This is a genomic window from Seonamhaeicola sp. MEBiC01930, from assembly GCF_045277075.1.
GTDB lineage: Bacteria > Bacteroidota > Bacteroidia > Flavobacteriales > Flavobacteriaceae > Seonamhaeicola.
Genome location: NZ_CP104270.1, coordinates 3,175,319 through 3,189,759 on the forward strand (window position 1 = coordinate 3,175,319; position 14,441 = coordinate 3,189,759).

Sequence of the window (14,441 nt, forward strand, 5' to 3'; positions counted from 1 at the left end):
CTAAAACTATAGGTTCATGAAAAAAATTAAATCAAAAAAGAAAACGCATCCGTTTTGGAGATTTTTCTGGCTAACATTTCTTGTCGTTTCGCTTTGGTATGCATGGTACTCTTTTTATGCGCCTTCAAATGATATTACTTGGACTAATAACCTTGAATCTGCCCAAAAGCTTGCGATTAATTCTGACAAAAACATTTTGGTGTTTTTTACTGCAGAATGGTGCTCACCTTGCAGAATTATGAAGCGAAAAATTTTTTCCGATGATAAAGTTAAGAAAGTTATCGATGCTAAAGTTATACCAATAGAAATTAATATTGATGACCAAAATGCTGAGGCATTAGTAAAGCAATACAATATTGGAGCTACACCAACAACCATTTTTATTAGTCCTCAAGGAGATGTAATTGATTATGCTGTTGGAATAGTCGAGAAAACAAAATTCCTTGAAATGCTTGAAAATCAAAGTGTGTATTAAGAGAAGTAAAAAACAGAAATCACAAAAATTTAATTTAGAATAGTAAACATCAATTTAATCAATCAAAAAACGAACAATTATGGCATCAATTAAAATCAAAAAACAAACAATTATGAAAACAATCAAAAAACAAATTTTATTAAGAATGGTTTGTATTGCCTTTGCATTAGTATCTAGTATAACATATGCACAAAACACCAATATAGAAACAACAACACAAAGAGATGGATTCATTTTCGAATTTGTAGTAGGTGGCGGTATTATCAGTTTAGAAGATAGTGCAGGTATTCAAACTTTCAACAAAGCTCAAGGAGCATTTGTTTTTCCAGATTTAAAATTTGGCTACATGTTAAACGACAAACTCGCCATTACAGCCTCTTTACCTGGAAATATATACGAATTTGAGGGTAATGACAGGCATTTTGGAGGGTTAATTCCTTCTGTACAATATTGGGTAAAAGATAGATGGTGGATTCATGGAGGAATTGGCTTAGCAATAGATTCGCCAGCGCTATATGATATTAAAGACGATGTAAATGACGATTGGAACTTTGGTTGTGCTGTTATGGCGAGTACAGGGTACGAAATTTACAAAAAGAAAAACTTCGCACTTAACATTCAGTCTAAATTAGTTTTGGGTCGTGCGTCTTTAGATGGAGATGCACATAGAGATGCAGTAATCTTTAACGTTGGATTAGGAATTAGCTGGTTATAAAGCATTACTAAAAACAAAAATCAAAATGAATTCACATAAATTTGTGAATTCATTTTTTTTTTGTGAAAGTAAAAACGTTAGCTTTTGTTTGATTGTTAGGCAAAAGTTGAAATACAATATAACCTATATATAAATCGTTACAAAGACATTTTATATAATAACGGATTATAATTTCAAATCTGAATTATAATGTTCTGCGTTATGTAACTTGAGCTTTGGATAAAAGCTCAAATCCTTTCAACAGTATCTTTAAAAAATTTATTCTAAAAAGTTTCCTCTACGATGTTAATGAAACACTTTTTACACGACGACGTAGGAGGGAAGTGGAATGTGTGTGGAATGGTTTTACCTGTTTTAATTAAGCTTATTTTCTTATCCTTTAAAATAAATGGATTAAACTTTATTTAAATCCCTTTTGTGCAACTCTGCAAGGGTTTTTGATTAATTGTTCTTTTTCAAAAGAAGAAAAACAACTAATATTCCTCATTACTCTTCCTACATCTTCTCTAGCGGCTTTTCTATTGTAAGAAGTGTTTGCATATTTACACATATTCTTAATAAATTCCTGTCTGTAGTATTCCTTTTTACTGCCTGTACTTGAATTTATTAATACTTCTAAAATAATGGCTTTTTCCCCATAAAAACCATGATAAACGTCGCCAACGTAACCATCTGGTCTTGGTTTTGCCTCTAAATATGGATAAGCACGCTTATAAAAAGCAATTAGTTCATCCTTTTTAATTTGTTTTCGTAAACTAACCAAAGCTTTTGTGATTTTGTTTACATTCCTGTTAATATGCTTTTCCGACAAAGCCCTTCTCATAATGTCAATAAACAATTCACCTGAATAATCTGTAGTTGCCACATGGTTATAATATTCTGCTAATAGTGTGAATTGTTCTGAATTCAAATTAGGATATTTTTTAAGAAGCCTTAAACCAACATCTTTTCGGTGTTTACGCCTTTGATTCATTGATTCAATTTGCCTACTTAATTCTGCATACGCAGCATCGGCGGAATATGCTGAAGAATTAGAACTATTGTTTCCTGAATTTAGAATTATTCCCGACAGAAGACTTACTAATTCGTCTTCTGACTTATAATTGTTTTCTGACCTGCTAATTGTCATGGTTTTTTTCTTTGGATTTAAGGGGGTATTATTCCCAGCATAACCAGTATTAGAGGAACTTGAATTGTTATTTTTTGATGATGAACTAGATGGTTGTGAATATCTACCGTTATAATTATTACAAACCCAATAAGGGCCACTATCATTATCACCAAACCGTACTTTATCAATTAATAATTTGGGAGTTTCATTAAATGAATAATAATAGGTGCTAACTGTTTCTTCTGGTCTAAGAAGGGATTTCCTTTCAGTGGTTCTCCCTCTTTCTCCTATACCGAAGGAAAATGAAATAATTTCGCTAAAACTATTTTTGAAGGTAAAATTATGATACCATTTCTCTTTACCAGATACGCTTACAACTTTAGATACTCTTTTATAAAGTATACCACTTCTTAGGCAATTATTCCCTTCATAGTTTTGCCAGTTTGTTGTATATTCTTGTGAGTAAATATTAATGCTTATTAATAATAAGGTAATAAAAGATATTACATGTCGGGTTAAATTGAAATAGTTTACTTTCATGACCGCTTTTTATATTTGACAATGTATAAAGTTAAAGATATGAAAACTTTAACAAACATTATGCCAATAAGAAACCCAGAATAAATCCTGATTTCTAATAAATTACCTAAATTTATTAGAAGTTTCTGTAAATTGACCTCATAAAATTTTGGCTAAAACAATAGGATAGTGGAGTGTACATATTTTAGGCTATACAAATGCAATTATCCTGAGGATGTGTATTTGGATACAACACTAATGCAAATCATCATGGCATGATTTACATACAGATTCTAACCAATCTATAGGTTCTTTACCAATATTATACTTAGCATATCTTGTGTGATGTACTTGTGTAGCACGATTTCCACAATAGACACATTTCCAGTTATCACGTTTTAAAACTACGTAGCGTTTCCGTTTCCATTCATCAGATTTTAAATACACGTTTCTGTAATAATCGCATCGTGCTTTTCTCCGGTTCTCCCATAAGTGTCTTTTATATCTTAACAATAAGAAATAGACAAGAATAACAATAATCCCAAATAGAATTACTTTATAATCATCACTTGTTAATTGAGATAGCATTTCCATAGTATTAAAATTAATAAAAATTCTATTTTACATACTATTTTGGAAATTGATTGAATATCAATTTTGCGAATCTGCGAGTTGATGCGGCTGGGAAAAGCAATATTTTATTTTACAAAAGCTAATCCCTGAGAATCGCTTAAAAAATATAATCTTGATCATTATACAGAATACAGAAGCCACAATTAGCTTGTCATAATTACTTTCGATATAAGTCTGCGACATTATATCTGCAATTATATCAAATATCGCCCAAAAGCGCTATTTCGCTAATTGTTGTAAAATGTACTATAATTTATATTATGTCAAATAGAATTTTTAAGTAGAATAATATCCTACTCCAATGTATTTTCAGAATCATAAACTATAACCTTACTCCATAAGTTCATAGATTCATCTAAGAATTGCTTATGATTTGGTTCATCTTGGTAAGCGTCATGATCTTCTTTGGTTTCAAAAGTTAACAGTAAACTGTATGTATAGCTATTATCAATAACTTCTCTATTGGTTGCTGCTGGCGTGCCAATATGCTTTGTTTTAATATATTTAGAATTATTAATGAAATACTTTAAGGATTTTTCAAAGGCAGCCCTATCTTCTTTATTGTCTGGGTTTTTTAACCAAAAAAATACTGTATGCGCAAAATTTCCCATATCCTCCTTTTCATTAGTTGTATTATTACAACCTAAAATTAAAATTGAACTTAAAACTATAATTATATTTCTCATAAAAAAATGTAAAATCAAATATACAAAACTGATTTTATTACATTTGTTTGAATAATAAATGTTTTAAAATGAATTCTAACAAAACAATACTCGCGTTACTTATAACTACAATTCTTTTAAGTTGTAACATAGAACCTAAAAAAAAGGAAGTTTTAATATTTTCTAAAACTGAAGGTTATCGTCATAAATCTATAGAACCTGGTATAGCGGCAATTAAAAAATTAGGTGAAAGCAATAATTTTAATGTTTATGCAACTGAGGATGCTAATTATTTTGTTAATGATTCACTTAAGAAATATGATGCCATTATTTTTTTAAGTACTACTGGCGATATCTTTAATAATGAACAAGAGCAAAGTTTTAAAAATTACATTAATAATGGTGGTGGATTTGTTGGTATTCATGCTGCAACTGATACGGAATATGAGTGGCCATGGTACAATAAATTAGTGGGTGCTTATTTTAAAACTCACCCTCCTGGATTACATGAAGCTAAAATTGATATAATAGATGATAAGCATCAGTCTACTAGTAAGTTACCTAAAGAATGGGTTTGTAAAGATGAATGGTATGATTTTAAGGATATTAGTAAGGATATTAACGTTTTGGCAAACTTAGATGAAACTACATATGAAGGTGGCGGACTTGGAGTTAATCACCCTATTTCGTGGTATCAAGAATTTGATGGAGGAAAAATGTTCTATACTGGTCTTGGGCACCCAAAAGAAGCTTTTCAGAATGAACATTTTTTGAATCATATTTTAGGTGGAATTCAATATGTTACGGATAATTAGTAAGTTAATTACGTTTTATTCCTTTATTTTAATATTTGTAAGAAAAAAGAAAAGGCTATATTAGCAGTCTCAAAATTTCACCCCCATTGAAGCCTACAAAAACAAAATCTAAACCTGCTAAGTCACGCTTAAAACTTTTACATCAGTATTATAGTTATACTGGTTTTTATAGTTTTGTTGGTAAAAGTGTTTTAAAAGCATTACCCTATATAATTATTGCTGTTGTTGGTATTTATGCGTTGAATACCTTTTTTAATATAAATGAGGCTTTAGTTACTCTTACTAAAGCTTTACCCATTTATGGCGTTTTAATATTCTTTTTTATTTCTGAAACTCTTTTAGGTTTGGTTCCTCCAGAACTATTTATTGCTTGGTCTGGTAAACTTAATAACCCCTGGGGATACCTTACCATATTAGCATTTTTATCCTATTTTGGAGGTTTATTAAGTTACTATATAGGTGATTTTATTACCAAAATACCTAAAGTACATCGTTATTTAGAAGAAAAAATGCAAAAGCAACTTAAAAATTCCAAAAAATGGGGAGGATTTTTAATTGTAGTTGGAGCACTGCTACCACTACCCTTTTCTATATCTTGCTTGGCAGCAGGTATTATTAAGTTCCCGTTTAAAGGAGTTGTTTCTTTTGGGGCCTTACGTTTATTACGCTTTGTAATTTATGGTTTAGTAATTTTTAACGTGGTATAGATGAATTCATCTTTTAAGGCTGTTCTTCTATGACATTACCTCTATAAGAAATAAAGGTTCTTTGGTTACTATTCACACCTATTTCTGTTTTTAAATTTGGGCGAATGTCAACACGAATTTGAAAGGTTTCTGTACTGTTCTTTACTTCAATATAAAACTCATGTTTATTCTTTTTTGTATTGAATGTATGCCTGAATACTTCTGCTTTACCATCAAAATTAATACCTACACCATCAGGGTTATACCCACCTCCTATTTGATGTTCTCCATAATACGGTAGTTTAATTGATAAACTATCACCAATTATATTAAAATAATTATGATTGCCAATTAAACTAATATTTCCTGAGTTATTACCTACTGGTAATAAATTAAGATTTGCAATTTGAGCTGCATTTTGCGGACTAGCAAAGTCTGAATCTATAAATACAATACCAGACTCAATTATTGAATTTATTTTAGTTAGATCTATTTTTTTGTCAACTCCTTTACCAGATCCACAGCTCATAATTAAAATTAAAATCATGAGCATTGTTAAAATTTTTGTTTTCATAAACTTTAATAGTTTAATATTAATAGTCATATTTTTTCATAGTTCTTTACAAGTTCTGTGCCTTAAAATTTTAAAGTTACTTACTTTATATTAATTATATAAAAAAAAGCCGAGACATATAAATAATCCCGACTTTTCAATAGTTGCTTAGTTAATCTATAACCACTCTCTAAAGTAGTCCATCATCTCCTCTTTTAAATCATAGTGAAGCCTGATATATGTTCGCATATCATCTTTTAATGTGTGCTGTTCGTTTTGTAATCTGCCATCAATATTTTCGTTATAATCAGCATTGTTAATATTTGCCATTTTGTTTCTACAGCGGTGCAATAGCTTTGATATGGCATCTTTTTCAATCATAACTCTATTTTGAAAATTCTCTAATGGTATAGTAGCTCTTTTTCCAAATTCACGTCCTGCTATTTCTTCCAACTTTTCTTCAAACGTATCCATTTCATTTAAATGAAAACGTAACTCACGTTTCCAAGTTTCTAAATTAAATCTAAGGTCACTTAAATAATTCGCTTTCGTTATCATAGTTTTTCAACTTTATAATTATACTTCTTCTTTTATTAACTTTTTTTGAATGTTATTAGGTACGGGTTGGTATGATGAGAACCTAGAACTAAAAGTAGCTTTCCCTTGTGTTAATGAGCGTAAATCTGTAGAATAACCAAATAATTCTGCTGCGGGAATTGTACATTTTAATATTTGATAATGATCAAGGTTGTCAAACCCTTGAATGATTGAACGTCTACTCTGTAAATCTGTCATTACGTTTCCTATCATTTCTTCAGGCACTTTAACGGTTAGCTCATTTGTTGGCTCTAAAAGCTTCGGATTTGCATTTAAAAAGGCTTCTTTGAAGGCATGTGCGCCTGCTATCTTAAACGAAATATCATTAGAATCTACCGAATGCATTTTGCCATCGTAAACCATAACACGTACATCTCGGATGAATGAACCTGTTAACGGCCCTTCTTCCATAACTTCTAGAACACCCTTCATTACCGATGGTAGGTAGCGTAAATCTATAACCCCACCAACAATACAATTATAGAACATTAGCTTACCACCCCAAGGTAAATCTACTTCTTCCTTACCTCTAATATTAAATCCTTCAGGTTCTGGAATACCCTCATGCCAAGGTTCTATTTTCATATGAACTTGGGCAAATTGACCCGATCCTCCAGATTGCTTTTTATGCCGGTAATTAGCCGTAGATGACCTTTGAATAGTCTCTCTGTATTTAATCTTTGGTTTGGCGTAATTTATTTTATTAAGCTTATAATCATGTTTTAAAGTCCAGTCTATAATAGCCAAATGTAACTCACCTTGACATCCTAAAATTTGTTCTTTAGATTCTTTAGAATATTTGATTACTACGGTTGGATCTTGTCTATGTAAACGTTTTAACGCATCACTTAATTTTTCATCATCAGCCTTATTGGTAACGGTAACAGCCTTATTGATCCTAGGGTCTGGGTATTTAATTGGTTTAATGGTAATTGGTTTGCTCCCGCTATAAAGAGTGTCATTGGTTTCCGTGTCTTTTAATTTTAGTGTAGCGCCAATATCTCCTGCCGTCAGTTTATTTACAGGTTCACGCTTTTTACCATCCATTATGAATAACTGATTGATAATTTCGCTTTCACCGGTTCTAGAATTGGTAAGCTTATCGTTAATACAAATTTCTCCAGATTTTACTTTAAAGAAAGTAATCTGTCCTAAATTCTGTTGGTATAAAGTTTTAAAAATGAATAAAGATGTATCTGCTTCTGGCTTTGGGGAAATTTCATCTCCTTCAACACTTTGCTCAGGTTTTAAATCGGCTGCGGCTGGAGCTACGTTATCAATGAATCCCATTAAACGTCCACTACCAATGTCTTGTAATGCAGATACACAGAATACAGGGAATAAATCATGGTTTAGCATACCTGCCTTTATACCTTGACGCATTTCGTTTTCGTTTAGTGTGCCTTTATCAAAATATAACTCCATAAGTTCCTCATCATTTTCAGCAGCTTTTTCAACTAATTCATTGTGTAAATATTCAGCTTTTGGCTTTTCATTATCAGGAATTTCTAGTTTTTCTGGCTTCCCTCCTTCAGGTCCAAATTTGTAGCACTTCATTTTCAATACGTCAATTATGCATTGTGCGCCATCTATTTTTATTGGATATTGAATTTGTATAGCATTATTCCCTACCAATGTTTTAATGCTTTTAAAAGCATCTTCAAAGTTGCAATCAGGATGATCAATCTGATTTATAATAAATAAGGTTGGCTTATTGTATTTATCTATATAATTCCAGATAATTTCAGTGCCAACCTCTACACCGTGTTTGCCATTAATCACGGTAGCTATGGTGTCTCCCACCCTGATGGATGAAATGATTTCTCCAATAAAATCGTCTAAACCAGGAGTGTCAATAATATTGATTTTGTAATTACGCCATTCTGTATGAATTGGTGTAGCAAATACAGATGCTTGTCTCTCGTGTTCTATTTCATGATAATCAGATACCGTATTTTTATCTTCTATTGTTCCTCGTCTTTTTAATAGTCCTGCCTCAAAGAGCATGGTTTCAGCTAATGTGGTTTTACCGCTATTATGAGCACCTACAAATACCACATTTTTAATGTGCTTATCATCAAATACTTTCATATGCCTTTTAGTTTATGTTGGTTACAAACCTGTATTAAATAAGTGATTCAGGTTTAAGATGTTATAAAGCTACTTTCATTATTCATAAAAAAACATGACTAATATCATCTTGTTGAAGATTACAATGCTAAAAAAGAATGAGAATGGAGGTATTATTTATAATAAAACATCATATAATCGAGGCATTTTTGGTTCATCTATGTATTTTTGCTTAAAATTTTATAACATGTTTTCAATAGTTAATATATTTAGAGTAGTTGCGTTTTTAGAAGGCGTATCTTACATTCTTTTATTATTTATAGCAACACCTATTAAATACTTAGCTGGCGATCCGCAATATGTAAAGCTATTAGGAATGCCTCACGGTATTTTATTTATGTTGTATGTAGTGTTGGCCTTTATGTTAAAACCCGATTTTAATTGGAACAGCAAGCAATTTGGCGGTGTTATTTTGGCATCAATAATTCCTTTTGGAACCTTTTTTATAGAAAAGAAATATTTAAAAACAACTAATTAGTATGGATTCTATAAAGCATTTATTATATGATTATCTAATTGCCCAAGGTGTTGCTGATGATACGGTTAAGTATTTAAATATGCTAGCTTTATTTTTGGCTGCTTTAATCATTGTTTTTTTAATTGATTTTATAATTAGAAAGATTTTGTTAGGTACTTTTACCAGGTTTGCAAAAGCATCAAAGTCTAATTTTGATGACTTATTAGTTGCTAATAAGGTGCCTAGAAATGTGGCGCATATTGTGCCATTACTGCTTGCTTTGGAGTTTGTTCCAATAGTTTTTTATGATTTTCCAGACTTTGAAGGTGTTGTTGAAAAAGGACTGCAAGTGTTTGCTATTGTTTTAACGCTTTGGATTGTTAGAAGCCTATTACATACTGTGAAAGACTTTTTAAAGACTTTACCCAGTTTAAAAGATAAACCCGTAGATAGCTACATACAAGTATTTATGATTTTTGCATGGGTGGCGGGAATAATGTCTGCCATAGCTATAATTACGGGAATACCTTTCCTTACTTTCTTAACGGGATTAGGAGCGGCTTCAGCTGTTATTATTTTGGTGTTTAGAGATACCATATTAGGTTTTGTTGCTAGTATACAAGTCTCTATAAATGATATGGTGCGCATTGGTGATTGGGTAACTTTTGAAAAGTTTGGAGCAGATGGTTCTGTTATAGAAATTACTTTGGCTACTGTAAAAGTTCAAAACTGGGACATGACCATAACCACAATTCCAACTTATGCTTTAATATCGGAGTCATTTAAAAACTGGCGTGGTATGCAAAGTTCTGATGGCCGACGTATAAAACGTTCTTTAAGTATCAAGATGGATAGTGTTAAGTATTTAACTTCAGAAGACATTGAAAACCTAAAAGGTATTCAACTTATTGAAAACTACTTAGATTCTAGTCAAAAAACTATTGAAAAGCATAATACTAATCATAAAATTGATAAGTCTTTACCTCTTAATGGAAGAAACCTCACCAATATTGGTGTGTTCAGAAAATATGTTCAAGAATACATTGAAAATCACTCAGCTATTAATAAAGAGATGACGGTTATGGTGCGTCAATTAGCACCATCATCCCAAGGTTTGCCTATTGAAATTTATGCTTTTAGTAGTGACAAACGTTGGGAAAACTACGAATATATTATGGCTGATATTTTTGATCACGTAATTGCAGCAACGCCTTATTTCGATTTAGAAATATTTGAGTTGCCTTCTAGTTCTAACTTTATCTTGCAAGAATAGGGTATTCTATTTAACAACTAATTTAGAAGCTTTTTGCTCATTAACTTGAAGCAAATAAACTCCTGTCTGATAGTTTTTAAGATTAATTTCGGTGCTTTCTACATCATTAAAGTTTTGATCTAATAACTGCTGTCCTTGTAAACTATAAATTCGTATTCTTTTAATATTTTTAGAAGTAATTTTCAGTGTTCGTAAAGAATTATCAAAAGGGTTAGGACTGATACTAGTTTTTAATTTAGACGTATTGTCTGTTGATAAAGCATTTCCCAAATTACTACTTAAAGCAATAACCATACTTATGCCCTTGTTAAAATCAATAGTATTTCCAGCGGCATCAATTTGATTAGAATCGTTGGTAGCACTAGGAGCCATGAAAGACATAAATAAGTATTTATAATCTGGTGTAAAGGTTATACCCGTTGGTTCTGCATCATGAGGTGTTATTCCAAATAATTCAACTTTAGGACTAGCTTGAGTGTGTCCGCTTTTAACTACCCAAATATAAAATTGTTTTGCACCAGAATTATCATCTTGTAACACCCAAAGATTTCCATCACCATCAAATGCTAAATTATCATTACCTCCGCCCCAGGCCACAGATGTTGTGCTAGTTCCATCATTTATATCATAATTCATGCCACCAACAAAAGTTTCCATAGTTACGGTGGAAGCAGTTGACTCTAATGCATCAGAGTCTGTAAATCTATAAACTCTTTGGTCTGGGCTTCCTTTTACTGCAAAATATATCCAGCCGTTAGGCCCTATTTCAACATCTTCTATACCTTCAAACTCTGTTGCTCCAGCCGCAAGACTCAAAGCATTAGTGTTGTTTTGATGAGCAGGTAACTGATGTGCTGCATTGGAGCTGTCATTAATAAGAATCCAAGACCCGGTTCCACTTTTTGAGCCTTTGAATACATACAAATTACCTGCACTTAAATCTTGAGCATTTGTGGCTACAAACTTATATAGAAAACCATGCCCAACGGTATCATCTGCTCCTTGATAAACTGTTCTGTTGTTAGAATGAATGGCTACATTTTCATGCTTAAAATTCCCCATAGCCCAATGTTTTCCTAAAACTGTTTTGGTGGCCGGATTTATTTCAATATTCCATCCAACATCATTATACCCATCAAAGTTGAAATCTATTAACCCTGTTCCCAATTCATTAAAAGCAATTTCCTCACAAGAAATAACAGTTCCCCATGAAGTAACTGTACCAGAACAATTGGCAGCAGTACCACCAAATGCGGTAAAGTCTAAATCTTCTGAAGCCGTGGTTTCCCATAATTTTGATGTGGCATTAAAGTTTATATCTAATATTTGTACACCACCTCCTCCATCAGTCAGAGCACTACCTTCAGAGTTAATACTTAAATAACCATTTGTGCTACTCCCCGCAATTGGAACATAAGCTGTAAAATCAGGCTTTACCTTAAAGGTACCACCTTCAGTTAAAGCGTCATTGGTCTCAATAATTTTTTGAAATGTATGAGATGAAGGAATAACAAATTGATCTGTTTGTACAGCAGGTGTTACTGAAGTAAAATCGCCAATGTTTTGAGCATTTACAATCAACGAAACGAAAAAGATAAGGGGCAGTAAAGTAATTTTTAATAGTTTCATAATGTCTATTTTTAAATTAATACTGCTTAGGGAGGAATCAAGTATAAAGTTACTAAATTAGTTTTAATAAAAACGCATTAGAAATAATTTCATGAGTTTTAAAAAAGTCATAATTATATCCATAAAAAAAAGCGCAACTCCAAAGAGTTGCGCTTTTTTTATATAATAGGTTTCTAATACCTTATTTCACTTCCTCGAAGTCTACGTCTTCAACGTCGCTTCCTTCGTTAGCATCAGCTCCTGCACCAGCATCTGGTCCTGGTTGAGCACCACCAGCTTGTTGCGCCTCAGCTTGAGCTTTATACATTTCCTCACTAGCTACTTTCCATGCTTCGTTCATTTTTTCTAAAGCAGGGTCAATAACAGCAATGTCCTTAGTTTCGAATGCTTTCTTTAATTCTTCTAAAGCTTCTTGAATAGGTTGTTTTTTATCATCAGATAATTTATCACCAAATTCTTCTAATTGCTTCTCTGTTTGGAAAATCATAGAATCTGCTTCATTCAATTTCTTAGCATTTTCAGCTGCTTGTGCATCTGCTTCAGCATTTGCTTCAGCATCAGCTTTCATCTTTTGGATTTCTTCTTCAGTTAATCCAGAAGAGGCTTCAATTCTAATATCTTGTTTTTTCCCTGTAGCTTTATCTTCAGCAGATACTTTAATGATACCATTTGCATCAATATCAAACGTTACTTCAATTTGAGGTGTACCACGTCTTGCAGGTGGAATACCATCTAAATGGAAACGTCCAATTGTTTTGTTATCTGCAGCCATTGGTCTTTCACCTTGTAATACGTGAATTTCCACAGAAGGCTGATTATCTGCAGCAGTAGAGAATACTTGAGATTTTTTAGTAGGTATAGTAGTATTCGCTTCAATTAATTTAGTAAATACATTACCCATAGTTTCAATACCTAAAGATAATGGAGTTACATCAAGAAGTAATACATCTTTAACATCACCTGTTAATACACCACCTTGGATACCAGCTCCTAAAGAAACAACTTCATCAGGATTAACACCTTTACTTGGTGCTTTTCCAAAGAATTTCTCAACAGCTTCCTGTACCGCAGGAATACGTGTAGAACCACCAACTAAAATTACTTCATCAATATCACTCTTACTTAATCCTGCAGCTTTTAAAGCGGCAGCACATGGCTCAATAGTACGTTTTACTAAATCGTCAATTAATTGCTCAAATTTAGAACGTGTTAATGTACGTACCAAGTGTTTTGGTCCACTAGCCGTAGCAGTAATATAAGGTAAGTTAATTTCTGTTTGTGTAGAAGATGATAATTCAATCTTAGCTTTTTCAGCAGCTTCTTTTAAACGTTGAAGTGACATTGGATCTTCTCTTAAATCCATAGACTCTTCTGCTTTAAACTCATCTGCTAACCAGTTAATAATTTTCTCATCAACATCATCACCACCTAAATGTGTGTCACCATCAGTAGATAATACTTCAAATACACCGTCTCCTAATTCCAAAATAGAAACGTCATGCGTACCACCACCAAAGTCAAAAACAACTATCTTTTGGTCAGTACCTTTTTTATCCATACCGTAAGCTAATGCTGCAGCGGTAGGCTCATTAATAATACGCTCTACTTTTAAACCAGCAATTTCACCAGCTTCTTTAGTTGCCTGACGTTGAGAATCATTAAAGTAAGCAGGTACTGTAATTACCGCTCTACTAACATCTTGCCCTAAGTAATCTTCAGCAGTCTTCTTCATTTTTTGAAGAATCATAGCACTTAATTCTTGTGGCGTATATAATCTGCCATCTATATCAACTCTTGGTGTGTCATTATCTCCTTTTACTACTTTATATGGTACACGTTCTGCTTCATTTTTAGACTCAGAATATTTATTACCCATAAAACGTTTAATAGAATAAACCGTTTTAGTAGGGTTAGTTACTGCTTGTCTTTTTGCAGGATCACCAACTTTAATCTCTCCTCCTTCTACGAATGCGATTACCGATGGCGTAGTACGTTTACCTTCTGCATTTGGGATTACAACAGGATCGTTACCTTCCATTACAGAAACGCAAGAGTTGGTTGTTCCTAAATCTATTCCAATAATTTTACTCATAATATATTTTACTTTATTGTGTTGAATGTTCTTTTTTATACTCGGTTTGTATTAGTCAATTTGTATGCCAATACAAAAATGCTGACACAGT

The 14,441-nt window shown here is 32.3% G+C and carries 14 protein-coding genes; 6 read left to right on the forward strand and 8 right to left on the reverse strand.

Annotated elements, in window-relative coordinates:
- The first annotated feature begins 16 nt into the window (after positions 1-16).
- A complete protein-coding gene (locus N1F78_RS13685) occupies positions 17-475 on the forward strand; it encodes a thioredoxin family protein (RefSeq protein ID WP_406683729.1) in 459 nt (152 codons plus the stop codon).
- 112 nt (positions 476-587) lie between these two features.
- Positions 588-1,190: a hypothetical protein gene (locus tag N1F78_RS13690; protein WP_406683730.1), complete on the forward strand. Its 603-nt coding sequence runs from the start codon at positions 588-590 to the stop codon at positions 1,188-1,190.
- Positions 1,191-1,590: 400 nt separating this feature from the next.
- On the opposite strand, the gene N1F78_RS13695 is transcribed toward N1F78_RS13690, so the two are convergent.
- The 3 genes from N1F78_RS13695 to N1F78_RS13705 form a co-directional block, all read right to left on the reverse strand.
- Positions 1,591-2,841, reverse strand: a complete 1,251-nt coding sequence (locus tag N1F78_RS13695) for a hypothetical protein (protein ID WP_406683731.1) — start codon at positions 2,839-2,841, stop codon at positions 1,591-1,593.
- 234 nt (positions 2,842-3,075) lie between these two features.
- Positions 3,076-3,414: an HNH endonuclease gene (locus tag N1F78_RS13700; protein ID WP_406683732.1), complete on the reverse strand. Its 339-nt coding sequence runs from the start codon at positions 3,412-3,414 to the stop codon at positions 3,076-3,078.
- Positions 3,415-3,746: 332 nt separating this feature from the next.
- Positions 3,747-4,139, reverse strand: coding sequence for a Dabb family protein (locus N1F78_RS13705; RefSeq protein WP_406683733.1), 393 nt, complete (start codon positions 4,137-4,139; stop codon positions 3,747-3,749).
- A gap of 68 nt (positions 4,140-4,207) precedes the next feature.
- Here N1F78_RS13705 and N1F78_RS13710 point away from each other — a divergent pair, with 68 nt between their 5' ends.
- Together N1F78_RS13710 and N1F78_RS13715 are read left to right on the forward strand one after the other, a co-directional pair.
- Positions 4,208-4,933: a ThuA domain-containing protein gene (locus N1F78_RS13710; RefSeq protein WP_406683734.1), complete on the forward strand. Its 726-nt coding sequence runs from the start codon at positions 4,208-4,210 to the stop codon at positions 4,931-4,933.
- Between the two features lie 86 nt (positions 4,934-5,019).
- Positions 5,020-5,640 (forward strand): YqaA family protein, encoded by a 621-nt coding sequence (locus N1F78_RS13715; RefSeq protein WP_406683735.1) that lies wholly within the window; start codon positions 5,020-5,022, stop codon positions 5,638-5,640.
- A 13-nt stretch (positions 5,641-5,653) separates the two neighbouring features.
- Here N1F78_RS13715 and N1F78_RS13720 read toward each other — a convergent pair whose 3' ends face one another.
- From N1F78_RS13720 to N1F78_RS13730, 3 genes are all read right to left on the reverse strand, one after another.
- Complete coding sequence (locus tag N1F78_RS13720) at positions 5,654-6,193, reverse strand: DUF4251 domain-containing protein (RefSeq protein ID WP_406683736.1); 540 nt, start codon at positions 6,191-6,193, stop codon at positions 5,654-5,656.
- Positions 6,194-6,349: 156 nt separating this feature from the next.
- Positions 6,350-6,730, reverse strand: a complete 381-nt coding sequence (locus N1F78_RS13725) for a hypothetical protein (RefSeq protein ID WP_406683737.1) — start codon at positions 6,728-6,730, stop codon at positions 6,350-6,352.
- Between the two features lie 18 nt (positions 6,731-6,748).
- Positions 6,749-8,860: an elongation factor G gene (locus N1F78_RS13730; RefSeq protein ID WP_406683738.1), complete on the reverse strand. Its 2,112-nt coding sequence runs from the start codon at positions 8,858-8,860 to the stop codon at positions 6,749-6,751.
- Between the two features lie 94 nt (positions 8,861-8,954).
- Between N1F78_RS13730 and N1F78_RS13735 the strand changes: the two genes are divergently transcribed.
- Both N1F78_RS13735 and N1F78_RS13740 read left to right on the forward strand, forming a co-directional pair.
- Complete coding sequence (locus N1F78_RS13735) at positions 8,955-9,377, forward strand: DUF3817 domain-containing protein (protein ID WP_406683739.1); 423 nt, start codon at positions 8,955-8,957, stop codon at positions 9,375-9,377.
- A gap of 1 nt (position 9,378) precedes the next feature.
- Complete coding sequence (locus tag N1F78_RS13740; RefSeq protein ID WP_406683740.1) at positions 9,379-10,629, forward strand: mechanosensitive ion channel family protein; 1,251 nt, start codon at positions 9,379-9,381, stop codon at positions 10,627-10,629.
- 6 nt (positions 10,630-10,635) lie between these two features.
- Here N1F78_RS13740 and N1F78_RS13745 read toward each other — a convergent pair whose 3' ends face one another.
- Positions 10,636-12,258: an alkaline phosphatase PhoX gene (locus N1F78_RS13745; RefSeq protein WP_406683741.1), complete on the reverse strand. Its 1,623-nt coding sequence runs from the start codon at positions 12,256-12,258 to the stop codon at positions 10,636-10,638.
- 181 nt (positions 12,259-12,439) lie between these two features.
- On the reverse strand, positions 12,440-14,350 hold the full coding sequence (dnaK, locus tag N1F78_RS13750) for a molecular chaperone DnaK (RefSeq protein WP_406683742.1): 1,911 nt from the start codon (positions 14,348-14,350) through the stop codon (positions 12,440-12,442).
- Between the last annotated feature and the right edge of the window lie 91 nt (positions 14,351-14,441).

Excerpts from the sequence above, each read along its gene's own strand:
- N1F78_RS13685 (WP_406683729.1), top strand. The coding sequence starts at position 17 with ATGAAAAAAATTAAATCAAAAAAGAAAACGCATCCGTTTTGGAGATTT.
- N1F78_RS13690 (WP_406683730.1), top strand. The coding sequence starts at position 588 with ATGAAAACAATCAAAAAACAAATTTTATTAAGAATGGTTTGTATTGCC.
- N1F78_RS13695 (WP_406683731.1), bottom strand. The coding sequence starts at position 2,841 with ATGAAAGTAAACTATTTCAATTTAACCCGACATGTAATATCTTTTATT.
- N1F78_RS13700 (WP_406683732.1), bottom strand. The coding sequence starts at position 3,414 with ATGGAAATGCTATCTCAATTAACAAGTGATGATTATAAAGTAATTCTA.
- N1F78_RS13705 (WP_406683733.1), bottom strand. The coding sequence starts at position 4,139 with ATGAGAAATATAATTATAGTTTTAAGTTCAATTTTAATTTTAGGTTGT.
- N1F78_RS13710 (WP_406683734.1), top strand. The coding sequence starts at position 4,208 with ATGAATTCTAACAAAACAATACTCGCGTTACTTATAACTACAATTCTT.
- N1F78_RS13720 (WP_406683736.1), bottom strand. The coding sequence starts at position 6,193 with ATGAAAACAAAAATTTTAACAATGCTCATGATTTTAATTTTAATTATG.
- N1F78_RS13725 (WP_406683737.1), bottom strand. The coding sequence starts at position 6,730 with ATGATAACGAAAGCGAATTATTTAAGTGACCTTAGATTTAATTTAGAA.
- N1F78_RS13730 (WP_406683738.1), bottom strand. The coding sequence starts at position 8,860 with ATGAAAGTATTTGATGATAAGCACATTAAAAATGTGGTATTTGTAGGT.
- N1F78_RS13735 (WP_406683739.1), top strand. The coding sequence starts at position 8,955 with ATGACTAATATCATCTTGTTGAAGATTACAATGCTAAAAAAGAATGAG.
- N1F78_RS13740 (WP_406683740.1), top strand. The coding sequence starts at position 9,379 with ATGGATTCTATAAAGCATTTATTATATGATTATCTAATTGCCCAAGGT.
- N1F78_RS13745 (WP_406683741.1), bottom strand. The coding sequence starts at position 12,258 with ATGAAACTATTAAAAATTACTTTACTGCCCCTTATCTTTTTCGTTTCG.
- dnaK (WP_406683742.1), bottom strand. The coding sequence starts at position 14,350 with ATGAGTAAAATTATTGGAATAGATTTAGGAACAACCAACTCTTGCGTT.